This is a genomic window from Paenirhodobacter ferrireducens, assembly GCF_004022265.1.
Taxonomy (GTDB): domain Bacteria; phylum Pseudomonadota; class Alphaproteobacteria; order Rhodobacterales; family Rhodobacteraceae; genus Rhodobacter; species Rhodobacter ferrireducens.
This window is the reverse complement of sequence record NZ_SAVB01000029.1, coordinates 14128-26882: the sequence shown is the minus strand read 5'-3', so window position 1 is coordinate 26882 and position 12755 is coordinate 14128. Positions and strand designations below refer to the sequence as shown.

Below are 12755 nucleotides of genomic sequence, written 5' to 3'. Positions count from 1 at the left end.
AGAGCAGACGAGGTGACCTGATGAGCATGCGCGACAACGCCGTTCCGGTCATCATCAAGCGCAAGAAGGTCGTCCGCGGCGGCGGCCATCACGGCGGGGCCTGGAAGGTCGCCTATGCCGATTTCGTCACCGCGATGATGGCCTTCTTCCTGCTGATGTGGCTGTTGAACGCGACGACGGAAAAACAGCGCAAGGGGCTCGCGGATTACTTCAACCCGACGGTGCCGATCAACCGGGTCTCGGGCGGCGGCGACGGCGCCTTCGGCGGCGACTCGGTGTTCTCCGACCGGCAGATGGCGCAAAGCGGCACCGGGGCGTCGCAGCAACGCCCGACCACCCTGTTGCAGGCCCCGGGGCCGAGCGGGACGGAGGTGTCCGACGCCTCGCAGGAGCAGCAGAAATTCGCGCAGATGGCGAAGGATGTGGACTCGGCACTGCAGGGGCTTGGCGGCGAATCGATGGCCTCGCAGACCCTCGCGCGGCACATCGTGACGCGGGTGACGGACGAGGGGCTGATCGTCGAATTCTTCGATATCGACGACGCCCCGCTTTTCGCCCGCGACAGCGCCATGCCCGAACCCGTCCTCGGCGAGATCGCGGCGGTGCTGGTGAAGGTCTTCGGCCTCGTCAGCAACAAGGTCGCGCTCAATGGCCATGTCCGCGCCTATCCGGCGATGCTGCGCGAAAACCCGGTCTGGGAGCTGTCGCTTGCCCGGGCGCAGGCGATGCGTGCGCTGCTTGAGGAGCAGGGCCTCGACCGCCAGCGGATCCAGCGGGTCACCGGATTCGCCGACCGTGCGCCGGCGACCGAGCCGCCGATGGCGGCCCGCAACAACCGGCTCGAGCTGATCTTGCTGCGCGCGCAGCATTAGAAAATCCAGAAAGCCGTGCATGTTAGGCGGCTGTTAACGAGGCGCGCGGCAGAGTTCCGGGCGATCGAAGGACGCAGCAGCAGAAAGGCGCTTTCATGTCCATTTCTTCTTCGCTCAATGCGGGTGTGGCCGGTCTCGCGGCCAATGCGACCCGTCTTGCAACGATCTCCGACAACATCGCCAACTCTGGCACCTATGGCTACAAGCGCGCCACGACCGATTTCGAGAGCATGGTGCTCGCCCAGGCGCGCAACTCCGGCACCTATTCCGCCGGCGGCGTCCGCGCCTCGACCGGGCGGCTGATCGACGAGCGTGGCTCGATCGTCTCGACCGCGAATGCGACCGACCTTGCCGTCGCCGGCCGCGGCTTCCTGCCCGTCGCCAGCGCCGCCACCTATGACAACACCCAGGGCGAACAGCCGCTGATGATGACCACCACAGGGTCTTTCCATACCGACAGCGACGGCGTGCTGCGCACCGATTCGGGGCTTGTCCTGCTTGGCTGGGCGGCGAATGCCGACGGCTCGATCCCGACGATGCCGCGCGACACCGTGGGCGGCCTCGTGCCGGTGGTGATCAACGCCAACCAGACCGCGGGCGACCCGACCACGACGATGAACCTCGGGGTGAATCTGCCCTCCTCGGAGACCGAGGCCGGTGCGAGCGGCGACGCGCTGCCGCTTTCCGTCGAATATTTCGGGAACCTCGGAAACTCGGAATCGCTCGATATCACCTTCACCCCCACCGTGCCGGCGAACGGTTCCTCGAACGCCTGGACGATGGTGATCCGCGATTCGGCGACGATCGACGATCCGGCCACCGCCGCCGACGAGCGGATCCTGGGCGAGTATGCGCTGGTGTTCGACAACACCAGTGTGAACGGCGGCACGCTCGCCTCGGTCAGCACGCTGTCGGGCGGCACCTATGACCCGGCGACCGGCACCGTCGATCTGAGCGTGGCCCAGGGCCTGCAGAACATCACCCTGACGATTGGCAAGATCGGCGACACCAACGGGCTGACCCAGCTGGCGACGGATTTCGCGCCGACCTCGATCACCAAGGACGGCTCGCCCGTCGGCAACCTCACCGCGGTCGAGATCGACAACGACGGCTTCATCAAGGCGACCTACGACACCGGTTTCATCCGCACCGTCTACCAGATCCCGCTGGTCGACGTGCCGAACCCGAACGGGCTGAGCGCGCTCGACAACCAGACCTTCCAGGTCTCGCCGACCTCGGGCTCGTTCTTCCTGTGGGATGCCGGCGACGGCCCGACCGGCACGATCGAGGGCTATGCCCGCGAGGGCTCGGCCGTCGACGTGGCGCAGGAGCTGACCAACCTGATCCAGACGCAGCGCGCCTATTCCTCCAACGCCAAGGTCATCCAGACCGTCGACGAGATGTTGCAGGAGACGACGAACATCAAGCGCTGACCCCCGTAACGCGGAGACGATCTCATGAGCATCTCAACGGCCTTCAGCAATGCCTCCTCCGGGCTGACGGCCACGTCCCGGATGACGGAGGTCGTCTCTTCGAACGTCGCCAATGCGATGACCGAAGGCTATGCGCGCCGCGACGTGGCGCTCTCCGCCCGGACTGGCGGCGGGGTGCGGATCGACACGGTCTCGCGGGTGGTCAGCGAGTCGCTGCAGCAAAGCCTGCGCCTCGCGGCGGCCGACGCCGGCAATGCCCAGGTCCGCAGCACCTTCCTGCAGCGCTTCGAGGACCAGCTCGGCACCCCCGGGGGCAGCGGCGCGCTGTCGAGCGCGGTCTCGGACCTCGAGACCGCGCTGATCTCGGCCTCGAGCCTGCCCGACAGCACCGCCCGGCTGACCGCCGTGGCCACCGCCGCGGGGGCTCTCGCCGACAAGCTCAATGCGGTTTCGGCCGATCTGCAACAAAGCCGGCTCGAGGCCGACCGCTCGATCGCGACGCAGGTCGACACCCTGAACGCGGCGCTGCAGCAGGTGGCCGAGCTGAACCGGACGATCACCGGCGAGCTCGCGAACGGGCGCGATGCGAACGGCCTGATCGACCAGCGTCAGGCGCTGATCGCGAAGATCGGCGAGATCGTCCCCGTCCGCAGCGCCCCGCATCAGGGTGGCCAGGTAACCCTTTACACCACCGGCGGCGCGCTGCTGCTTGACGGCACCTCGACGGTGGAGATCGGTTTCAGCCCGGTCGGGGCGATGACCGCCGACATGACCCTTGCGGGCGGCGCGCTCTCCGGGCTGACGATCAACGGCAAGCCGATCTCGTCGACGGATGAGGGCGTCCTTGGCGGCGGCACGCTCGGCGCCGCGTTCGCGGTGCGCGACGCGCTTGCCCCCGCGGCACAGGCGGGGCTCGATGCCCTTGCCCGCAACCTGATCGACAGATTCGCCGACCCGAGCGTGGACCCGACCCTCGCCACCGGCGCGGCAGGCCTGTTCACCGATGCCGGCACGGCCTTCGATGCGGCGAATGAAACCGGGCTCGCCGGGCGTATCCGGCTCAATGCTCTGGTCGATCCGGCCGCGGGCGGCGAGGTTTGGCGCCTGCGCGACGGGTTGGGCGCCACGGTCCCGGGATCGGTCGGCGACGCGACGCTGCTGAATGCCCTGTCAGAGGCCCTTACCCGCGACATGACGCCTGCCTCCGCTACGCTTGGGACGGCGGCACGCAGTGCCTCGGGCCTCGCGGCCGAGCTGCTGTCACGGGCCTCGACCGCCCGGGTCTCGGCCGAACTGCGCAGCACCTACACGGCGGCCCAGCACGACAGCCTGTCCGAAGCGGCGCTCTCCGAGGGGGTCGACACCGATTTCGAGATGAAGACCCTGCTCCAGATCGAGCAGAGCTACGCCGCGAATGCCAAGGTCATCCGGGCGATCGACGACATGATGCAACGGATTCTGGAGCTTTGAGATGGCGTATGTATCGATCGGTGACATGGCGCAGAGCTTCCGCTTCCGGCAGCATAACCAGCAGCTGAAGACCACCCTCGCCCAGCTGACCGACGAGGTGGCAAGCGGCGTGCAGCAAGACATCGGCGCCGCGCTCAAAGGCGAATTCACCAGCTACTCCGGCCTTGTCGCCTCGATCGCGCGGCTTGACGCCTATGCGCAATCCGCAAACGTCACCGGCACTTTCCTGTCCGTGATGCAGGCCACGCTCGGAACGATCCAGGACCAGACGGCGGAGTTCGGCGCCACGCTGATCTCGGTGCGCCAGGATGGCGACACCGCGGCCCTCGATGCCGCGGCGCAGGATGGCGCCCAGCGGTTTTCGGCCGTTGTGACCGCGCTGAACACGCAAGCCGGCGGACGCTACGTGTTCTCGGGCATGGACACCGCGACCCGCCCGCTGACCGGCCCGGACGAGATCCTGACCGCGCTGTCGACGGCGGCTTCCGGGCTGTCGACGGCGGAGGAGATCCTCACCGCGGTGAACGGCTGGTTCGCCGCGCCGGCCGGTGCCGGCGGCTATGGCGATCTTGCCTATCAGGGCAGCGACAGCCCGCTTGCGGCACAGCGTGTTTCCGATGCGGTCTCGGTCTCGGCCGGGGTCACCGCCAATGACGAGCGGCTGCGTGACATGCTGCAGGGGCTGGCGCTCTCGGCCCTTGTCGCGAAGGGCATGGTGCCCTCGGATCCTGCGCTCCGCGCCCAGCTGCTTGACGCCTCCGGCCGTCAGGTGATGTCCGCGAGCAGCGCGCTGACCAGCGCCCGCACAGAGGTCGGTGTGGCGGAGGCGGCGGTCTCAGCCGCCCGGACCCGCAACAGTGCCGAGCGGACCAGCCTCGAAACCGCCAGACTGGGTATGGTGGCCGCCGACCCCTATGACACATCGACCGCCCTGAAGGCGGTGCAGACGCAGCTTGAAACGCTGTACGCGCTCACTTCGCGCCTCTCCGGCATGCATCTGACGGACTACCTGTGATGCGCCTTCTCGCCCTGATCGTCCTGCTGCTCCTGCCGCTTTCCGTGCAGGCGGCCTCGATCCGGATCAAGGATCTGGTCGAAGTCGACGGCGTGCGCAGCAACGATCTCGTCGGCTACGGGCTGGTCGTCGGGCTCAACGGCACCGGCGACGGGCTCCGCAACGCCCCCTTCACCGAAGAGATCATGTCGAACATCCTCGAACGTCTGGGGGTCAACGTGACTGGCGAGCAGTTCCGGCCGAAGAACGTCGCAGCCGTTCTGGTGACCGCCTCCCTCCCTGCCTTCGCGCGATCGGGCCGCGAGGTCGACGTGACGGTCTCGGCGATCGGCGACGCGAAAAGCCTGCTCGGCGGCACGCTGGTGATGACACCGCTGAAGGCGGCAGACGGCGAGATTTACGCCGTCGCCCAGGGCACCATCATCGCCGGCGGGGTCTCGGCGTCGGGCCAGGCCGCGTCGGTGACGCGCGGCGTGCCGACCTCGGGCACCATCCCCTCGGGGGCGCGCGTCGAACGCGAGGTCGCCTTCGAACTCGACAGCCTGCGCGAGCTTCGCCTCGCGCTGAAAACCCCCGATTTCACCACGGCCGCGCGGATCGAGACCTCGATCAACCGCGAGTTCAAGCGGCGGGTCGCACAGATGACGGATTCCGGCACCGTGTCGGTCGACATCGGCCAGGCCGGCGCCTCGAATGCCGCCCATGTCATCAGCCGGATCGAGAATATCCGGATCGAGCCCGAACAGAAGGCGCGGGTGGTGATCGACCAGCGCTCGGGTACGATCGTGATCGGCGAGGACGTCCGGATCTCCCGCGTCGCCGTCAGCCAGGGCAGCCTGACGCTCCGGATCGAGGAAACCCCGATGGTCTCGCAGCCCAACCCCTTCGCCCGCGGCGAAACCGTTGTTGTGCCACGGACCAATGCAAGCATCGAGCAGGGCGGCGACTCGAAGATCGCCGAGATCGCCAGCACGAGCTCGCTGTCGGATGTCGTGGCGGGTCTGAATGCCCTCGGTGTGCCGCCGCGGGACATGATCGACATCCTCAACAGCATCCATGCCGCCGGTGCGCTGCATGCGGAAATGGTCGTGAACTAGGCCCCGTCATCGACGCGAGGCAGGCACGATCCCGGCGCATGCCGTGCCTGTCGTGATGAAGGCAAGGTCGCTCCCCCTTGATCGGTCCCTCTTCCCGACCTAGCAATGAACCCACTTCGTCGGGGCGGATTTCACAAGGACAGCAGCATGGCGCAACCGATGGCGGTTTGGGGCATCCACATGGGCGAGCACGTCGCCGCGCGCCCGATCGAGCAAGGCTATGTGGCCATCGGCTGGCCTGAAATGGGCGATCTTCGCCAGTATCCGGACCGCGAGGCGCTCAAGGTCGCGCTCGCCCGCATCTATCCTGACAAGAAGCCGGGTGCCCTGCCTGTCGATGCCGGCACGCTGTTCCGCTTTTGCCGCGAAATCCGCGCCGGCGACATCGTCATCTATCCCTCGAAGCACGACCGCATGGTCAATGTCGGGCGTTTCCGGGGTGATTACGCGCATGTGTTGGGCGATCCTGACGAATACCCCAATCACCGCCGCGTCGAGTGGCTGGGGCGGTTCCCGCGCAACAGCTTCAGTCAGAGCGCCCTGAACGAGATCGGCTCCTTCATCACGCTCTTCGCCGTGCGCGAGCATGCCGCGGAATTTCTGGATAAGATCGGCCTGGCCGCACCGCAACCGTCCGACACCGCAGCCCTGCCAGCCGAGCCTGCGACCGATGACGATACCGCCACGGTGGCCGTGTCGCGCCAGGCCGAGATGACGACAGGCGATTTTGTGATCCGGCAGATCATCGCGAAGCTCTCGGGCTACGAGTTCGAGGAGCTCGTCGCCCATCTGCTGGAGTGCATGGATTACACCGCCCGGGTGACGCCGCGTTCGGGCGACGGCGGTGTCGACGTGATCGCGCATCGGGACAAGCTCGGGTTCGAGCCGCCGATCCTGAAAGTGCAGTGCAAGCGCAAGACCGATCAGATCTCGCGCCCAGAGGTGGATCAGCTGCTCGGCACTCTGGGCGAAGGCGAATGTGGCCTGTTCATCACGCTCGGCTCGTACAGCAGCCAGTCGATCCAGTTGGAGCGCAACCGCCCGAAGCTGCGGCTGATCGACGGCGAGGATTTCGTGGAGCTGCTGCTCGAACATTATGCGCGACTCGCGCCGCGCTATCGCTCGATCATTCCGCTCAAGCAGATCTACGTGCCCGATCTGCAGGGCTGAGGCGACCGCGGCAGTCGCCGCAATGCCCCCCCTGCACGGCGACGCGGCAAAGGCCACTCGCCCGATCCTTTCGCAAGTTCCTGAGTCCCGGCAAAGGACAGTTCCGATGGCCCGCGCCCTGCGCCTTTTCTCCGATGTCCTTTTCGCGCTGGTCGTGCTTTTCGGTGCCGCATGGGCCGCCACGGCGCTCTGGCTGCATCTGACCGGGGTCATGCGGCTTGCCGCCCTTGGCGTGCTGGCGCTTGCCGCGGCGGCCGCGTTTCTTGCGCGAAAGCGCCGGCGCCGGGCCGGCTGGGCAGTGCTTGCCCTCGCCGCGCTTGTGGTTGCGAGCTGGTATCAGACGATCACCCCGCGCGCCGATCGGGATTGGGCGGTGGATGTGTCGCGCGGCGTGACCGCCCGGATTTCGGGCGATACCGTCACGCTCGACAACCTGCGCGATTTCGACTGGTCCAGCGCGGACGAGGCGACGCCGCGCTGGATCACCCGCCGCCTCGATCTGAACCAGCTCGACACCGTCGATATGATCACCTCGGTCTGGGACAATCCCGATATCGCCCATCTGCTGGTGAGTTTCGGCTTCCGCACCGGCGAGCATGTCGTCTTCTCGGTCGAGATTCGTCGCGAAGAAGGCGAGGAGTTCAACGAGGTCGGCGGCTTCTTCCGTCAGTTCGAGCTGGTGCTGATTGCCGCGACCGAGCGCGACATCCTGCGCCTGCGCACCGACCTGCGGCGCGAGGAGGTGCGGATGTATCCGGTGCTTCTCTCCCCCGAACAACGCCGTACGCTGTTCCTGTCCTACGTCGGCCTTGCCCAGCAGCTTGAGCGGCAGCCGCGCTTTTACAACACCCTCACGGCGAATTGCACAACGGTGGTCTACGGGCTGGCCCTTGGCCTGAAATCGGATCTGCCGCTGAGTGACAAGCTGATCCTGTCGGGCCGCCTGCCTGAATATCTCGAGGCGCTCCATGTCCTCGGCGGCGAGGGCACGATGGCCGAGCGCCGCGCCGCCGCGCTGCTGCGCCCCGGTGCCGAGGCGCGACATCCCGGGTTTGGCTATTCTGCGGCGATCCGTCTGAAATAGCGGCGCGGTCCGCGCTTCGGCCGCACCGGGGACGGCACCGGGGATGGCGGCCGAAAAACACGAAAGCCGCGCAACCTGAAGGGGTTGCGCGGCTTTCGAAGTATTGGTGCCCAGAAGAGGACTCGAACCTCCACGCCTTGCGGCACACGGACCTGAACCGTGCGCGTCTACCAATTCCGCCACCTGGGCCGGTGATGTGAGGGGGGATTTACCGACCCCCGCGGGGAGTGTCAACAGGGTTCGACAAGAAAATCTTCACGCCGCTGCAACACCTTCGTCAGGGTCTTGTTTGGCAGGGGGGTTGGCGGTAATCAGGACGCGACTTTTTCTCAGCAGGGGGCCGAAGCCGATGTCGAAGCTGGTCACGATCTATGGCGGTTCGGGGTTCGTCGGGCGGTACATCGCCCGCCGGATGGCGAAGGAAGGCTGGCGCGTGCGCATCGCCGTGCGGCGCCCGAACGAGGCTCTCTTCACCAAGCCCTATGGCGCCGTCGGCCAGGTCGAGCCGGTGCTGTGCAACGTCCGTGACGACGCGAGCGTGCGCGCCGCGATGCACGGCGCGGATGCGGTGGTGAACTGCGTCGGCATCCTGCTCGGCCGCGGCAAGAACCGCTTCGGTGCGATCCATGCCGAAGGCGCGCAGCGCATCGCCAAGATCGCGGCGGAAACCGGCGTCACGCGGCTGGTGCACATCTCGGCGCTTGGCGCCGATGCCGGCTCGCACAGCGAGTACAGCCGCACCAAGGCGGCGGGCGAGGCCGCGGTTCTCAAGGCCTTCCCGATGGCGATGATCCTGCGCCCCTCGGTGATCTTCGGCACCGAAGATCAGTTCTTCAACAAATTCGCCGCGATGACGAAATTCGGCCCGATCCTGCCGATCGCCGGCGGCAACACCCGCTTCCAGCCGGTCTATGTCGATGACGTGGCGAAGGCCGCGGTGAAGGGCGTTCTGGGCGAGGCGCAGGGTGTCTTCGAACTGGGCGGCCCGGACGTCGAGACCTTCAAGCAGCTGATGCAGCGCATGCTGGCGGTGATCGACCGTCGCCGTCTGGTGCTGAACCTGCCGCGCGTCGTCGCCTCGGCGATCGGTGTCGCGGGCGATGCGGTGCAGGGGCTGACCGGCGGGCTCGTCGCGAACAAGGTCCTGACCTTCGACCAGGTCCGCAATCTTTATACCGACAGCGTGGTCTCGGCCGGCGCCAGGGGTTTCGACGCGCTCGGCATCACGCCGACGCCGATGGGCGCGATCCTGCCCGACTATCTGTGGCGCTTCCGCCCGCATGGGCAGTACGAGGCGATCCAGGCCTCGGCGAAGAACCTGCGCAAGCCGTCCTGATCCGGGGCGGCGGCAGCACATCCCGCATGGGAGGACAGCTTGTCCTATCTGAATGACGTGCTCCTCGGCATCATCGAGGGCATCACCGAGTTCCTGCCGATCTCGAGCACCGGGCACCTGCTGCTGGCCGAACACTGGCTTGGCGCCCGGTCCGACACCTACAACATCGTGATCCAGGCGGGGGCGATCCTCGCCGTCACGCTGATCTACTGGCAGCGGATCGTCGGGTTGTTCCTGAACTGGCGCGACCCCGAGAACCGCGATTACCTGCTCAAGCTGACCATCGCCTTCGGGATCACCGCCGTGCTTGGCCTGGTGGTGAAGAAGCTGGGCTTCGAGCTGCCCGAGACGGTCACCCCCATCGCCTGGGCCCTGGTTCTGGGCGGTTTCTGGATCCTCGGCGCCGAGGCCCTTGCCGCGCGGCTTCCCGACAGCACCCGCATCACCTTGCGCGTCGCGATTGCCGTGGGCCTTGCGCAGATCGTCGCCGGGATCTTCCCCGGCACCTCGCGCTCGGGCGCGACGATCTTTGCCGCGATGCTGCTCGGCACCTCGAACCGCGCCGCAGCGACCGAGTTCGCCTTCCTCGTCGGCATCCCTACAATGTATGCGGCGAGCGGCTATGAGCTTCTGAAGCAGGTGAAGGACGGCGTCGGCCAGGAAGACTGGACCGGGCTCGGCATCGCCTTTGCCGTGTCGACCGTGACCGCCTTCATCGCGGTGAAATGGCTGCTCGGCTTCATCCGGACGCATCGCTTCACCTCTTTCGCGATCTATCGCATCGCCTTCGGCGCGGTTCTGCTTGCCCTTGCGCAGGCCGGTGTCGTCAACTGAAACGAGAGAATCACCCTCACATCGGTGATTCCCGCCCCTGATTTTCTTGCCGAATTGCGCATACGTCATAATTGCTGACGTTATTTGGCCTAAAAAATTCACCCCACCTCGGTCATCCCAGTATTTTTCGGCCATTTAGGTCATGTATGCTGACTTTTATTCCTCCGCGAAGGGGTGTAACTCATGCGCACCCGGAATTGCACCAATGGGAGGCGCATCCATGGCACAGCAACGCATGCTCAAGTTCGTCCACACGGCGAAGGAGATGCCCGAGAAGCGTGACGCGACCGTGCGCTCGCAGGATTTCCACGAGATCTACCGCGAGTTCGCCGATGCCAAGGCGGCCGAGCAGGCCAGCCGCTGCAGCCAGTGCGGCGTGCCCTACTGCCACTCGCATTGCCCGCTGCACAACAACATCCCCGACTGGCTGCGCCTGACCGCCGAGGGCCGGCTGCAGGAGGCCTACGAGATCAGTCAGGCCACCAACACCTTCCCCGAGATCTGCGGCCGGATCTGCCCGCAGGACCGCCTGTGCGAAGGCAACTGCGTGATCGAGCAGTCGGGCCACGGCACGGTGACGATCGGCGCGATCGAGAAATACATCACCGACACCGCCTGGGACATGGGCTGGGTCAAGCCGATCAAGCCGGCGGTCGAGCGCGCGGAAAGCGTGGGGATCATCGGCGGCGGCCCGGGCGGCCTTGCCGCGGCCGACGCGCTGCGCCGGGCGGGCGTCCAGGTCACCGTCTATGAACGCCACGACCGCGCCGGCGGGCTGCTGACCTATGGCATCCCGGGCTTCAAGCTGGAAAAGGACGTGGTGATGAGCCGCGTCAAGCAGCTCGAGGAAGGCGGCGTCGAGTTCGTGCTGAACTGCAACGTCGGCGAGGACATCTCCTTCGACGCGATCCGCGGCAAGCATGACGCGGTGCTGATCGCCACGGGCGTCTACAAGACGCGCGATCTGCGCGATCCGGGCGCCGATGCCGCGGGGATCGTGCGCGCGATCGACTTCCTCACCGCCTCGAACAAGAAGGGCTTCGGCGACGACGTCCCGGAATACGACGACGGCACGCTGAACGCCGAGGGCAAGCGCGTGCTGGTGATCGGCGGCGGCGACACCGCGATGGACTGCGTGCGCACCTCGATCCGTCAGGGTGCGACCTCGGTCAAATGCGTCTACCGCCGCGACCGGGCGAACATGCCGGGCTCGCAGCGCGAGGTGAAGAACGCCGAGGAAGAGGGCGCCGAATTCGTCTGGCTCGCCGCGCCCAAGGCGTTTTCCGGCAACCCGGTGCGTTCGGTGACGATCCAGCGCATGAAGCTGGGCGCGCCCGACGCCTCGGGCCGGCAGTCGCCCGAACCGATCGAGGGCGGGATCTACGAGGAACCGGCCGATCTGGTGATCCAGGCGCTCGGCTTCGAGCCCGAGAACCTGCCCGAGATGTGGGGCGTCGACGCGCTCGAGACCACCCGCTGGGGCACGATCAAGGCGGCCTTCGGCACCCATGCGACCTCGCTGCCCGGCGTCTATGCCGTGGGCGACATCGTGCGCGGTGCCTCGCTCGTGGTCTGGGCGATCCGTGACGGCCGCGAGGCCGGCGCCGAGATCGTCAAGTATCTCGACGGCGCCTCGCGCGTCGCGGCCGAGTGAACGACCTTTCCCGTGTCCGGCCCCGGCCGACACGGGCGGTCCCGACCCCGTTCGGAAGGATGAGAATGCGTCCTGTTCTGGCATATCTGGCTCTGTTCGGAGGGCTGTGCGCGGCCCTGCCGGCGCTGGCCGGCGGCACCTTCGCGCCACCGCCGGGCTGCACGCTCGAGATGACGGTGCAGCTGCATTCGTGCCAGGTCGCCAACCACTATCGCTGCGCGGGCGACCCCGCGGGCGATCAATGGGTGTCGCTGGCCGATGGCAAGGGCGAGTTCTTCCGCAGCCACATCGACAGCGAGACGCGCTGGATCGCCAGCCTCGACCTCGAGACCGGCGACTATGATGCGCTCGACGCCGCCGCCTCGGCCGACAACGCCTCGTTCAGCGCGCTGCTGTCAACGGGCCGTGACGATTACGACTTTGTCACCCGCTCGTCGAGCGGCGAGGTGCGGCGCTACATCGGCCACGATCAGCTGACCGGCGAGAGCGTGACGATCGGGGGGCAGCCCCTCGAGCGTTGCAGCTTCGAGATGCGGATCGAGGACGGCGCCGGCACTGCGCTCGCCACCCGCAAGGGGATGCAGCTGATCTCGCGCAAGCTGCGTCTCTTCTTCTCGGATACCGAGACCTATGAAACCGTCCAGGGCGACCACAGCGAGATCTCGCAGGCGCCCGTGACCTTCGCCTTTCCGGGCGACAAGGGCTTTGCCGCGGCCGAGCCCGAATTTGATTGCGACATGATGATGACCAACATGTCCCCGAACCCTGACCGTCCCACTCTCTGAGGAGG

The 12755-nt window shown here is 66.9% G+C and carries 11 protein-coding genes and 1 tRNA gene; 11 read left to right on the top strand and 1 reads right to left on the bottom strand.

Annotated features, from left to right (window positions below):
• Positions 1-20 precede the first annotated feature (20 nt).
• From EOW65_RS18290 to EOW65_RS18260, 7 genes are all read left to right on the top strand, one after another.
• Complete coding sequence (locus tag EOW65_RS18290; RefSeq protein ID WP_128151880.1) at positions 21-872, top strand: flagellar motor protein MotB; 852 nt, start codon at positions 21-23, stop codon at positions 870-872.
• 95 nt (positions 873-967) lie between these two features.
• Positions 968-2305: a flagellar hook protein FlgE gene (locus EOW65_RS18285; RefSeq protein WP_128151878.1), complete on the top strand. Its 1338-nt coding sequence runs from the start codon at positions 968-970 to the stop codon at positions 2303-2305.
• A 24-nt stretch (positions 2306-2329) separates the two neighbouring features.
• Complete coding sequence (gene flgK, locus EOW65_RS18280) at positions 2330-3775, top strand: flagellar hook-associated protein FlgK (protein ID WP_128151877.1); 1446 nt, start codon at positions 2330-2332, stop codon at positions 3773-3775.
• A gap of 1 nt (position 3776) precedes the next feature.
• Positions 3777-4790: a flagellin gene (locus EOW65_RS18275; protein WP_128151875.1), complete on the top strand. Its 1014-nt coding sequence runs from the start codon at positions 3777-3779 to the stop codon at positions 4788-4790.
• On the top strand, positions 4790-5887 hold the full coding sequence (locus EOW65_RS18270; RefSeq protein WP_113898458.1) for a flagellar basal body P-ring protein FlgI: 1098 nt from the start codon (positions 4790-4792) through the stop codon (positions 5885-5887). Before EOW65_RS18275 ends, EOW65_RS18270 begins: the two co-directional genes overlap by 1 nt.
• A gap of 147 nt (positions 5888-6034) precedes the next feature.
• The gene (locus EOW65_RS18265) at positions 6035-7057 is read left to right on the top strand and encodes a restriction endonuclease (RefSeq protein WP_128151873.1); all 1023 of its coding nucleotides are present in this window, start codon (positions 6035-6037) and stop codon (positions 7055-7057) included.
• A gap of 106 nt (positions 7058-7163) precedes the next feature.
• Entirely contained in the window at positions 7164-8141 is a 978-nt protein-coding gene (locus EOW65_RS18260) for an Lnb N-terminal periplasmic domain-containing protein (RefSeq protein WP_128151871.1), read from the top strand.
• Between the two features lie 104 nt (positions 8142-8245).
• On the opposite strand, the gene EOW65_RS18255 is transcribed toward EOW65_RS18260, so the two are convergent.
• Positions 8246-8330: transfer RNA gene (locus tag EOW65_RS18255), tRNA-Leu, on the bottom strand.
• 160 nt (positions 8331-8490) lie between these two features.
• On the opposite strand from EOW65_RS18255, the gene EOW65_RS18250 reads away from it, so the two are divergent.
• The 4 genes from EOW65_RS18250 (at position 8491) to EOW65_RS18235 (ending at position 12750) form a co-directional block, all read left to right on the top strand.
• Positions 8491-9477 (top strand): complex I NDUFA9 subunit family protein, encoded by a 987-nt coding sequence (locus tag EOW65_RS18250; protein WP_128151869.1) that lies wholly within the window; start codon positions 8491-8493, stop codon positions 9475-9477.
• A 39-nt stretch (positions 9478-9516) separates the two neighbouring features.
• Complete coding sequence (locus tag EOW65_RS18245; RefSeq protein WP_128151867.1) at positions 9517-10311, top strand: undecaprenyl-diphosphate phosphatase; 795 nt, start codon at positions 9517-9519, stop codon at positions 10309-10311.
• Between the two features lie 220 nt (positions 10312-10531).
• Positions 10532-11965: an NAD(P)-dependent oxidoreductase gene (locus tag EOW65_RS18240; protein ID WP_128151865.1), complete on the top strand. Its 1434-nt coding sequence runs from the start codon at positions 10532-10534 to the stop codon at positions 11963-11965.
• Between the two features lie 65 nt (positions 11966-12030).
• Positions 12031-12750 carry a hypothetical protein gene (locus tag EOW65_RS18235; RefSeq protein WP_240664780.1) on the top strand — a complete coding sequence of 240 codons (720 nt, stop codon included), beginning with the start codon at positions 12031-12033 and terminating at the stop codon, positions 12748-12750.
• The last annotated feature ends 5 nt before the right edge of the window (positions 12751-12755 follow it).

Bases quoted from the DNA above. Each gene is read 5' to 3' on its own strand.
- EOW65_RS18240 (WP_128151865.1), top strand. From the start codon at position 10,532: ATGGCACAGCAACGCATGCTCAAGTTCGTCCACACGGCGAAGGAGATG.
- EOW65_RS18290 (WP_128151880.1), top strand. From the start codon at position 21: ATGAGCATGCGCGACAACGCCGTTCCGGTCATCATCAAGCGCAAGAAG.
- EOW65_RS18260 (WP_128151871.1), top strand. From the start codon at position 7,164: ATGGCCCGCGCCCTGCGCCTTTTCTCCGATGTCCTTTTCGCGCTGGTC.
- EOW65_RS18235 (WP_240664780.1), top strand. From the start codon at position 12,031: ATGCGTCCTGTTCTGGCATATCTGGCTCTGTTCGGAGGGCTGTGCGCG.
- EOW65_RS18270 (WP_113898458.1), top strand. From the start codon at position 4,790: ATGCGCCTTCTCGCCCTGATCGTCCTGCTGCTCCTGCCGCTTTCCGTG.
- EOW65_RS18250 (WP_128151869.1), top strand. From the start codon at position 8,491: ATGTCGAAGCTGGTCACGATCTATGGCGGTTCGGGGTTCGTCGGGCGG.
- EOW65_RS18265 (WP_128151873.1), top strand. From the start codon at position 6,035: ATGGCGCAACCGATGGCGGTTTGGGGCATCCACATGGGCGAGCACGTC.
- EOW65_RS18275 (WP_128151875.1), top strand. From the start codon at position 3,777: ATGGCGTATGTATCGATCGGTGACATGGCGCAGAGCTTCCGCTTCCGG.
- flgK (WP_128151877.1), top strand. From the start codon at position 2,330: ATGAGCATCTCAACGGCCTTCAGCAATGCCTCCTCCGGGCTGACGGCC.
- EOW65_RS18285 (WP_128151878.1), top strand. From the start codon at position 968: ATGTCCATTTCTTCTTCGCTCAATGCGGGTGTGGCCGGTCTCGCGGCC.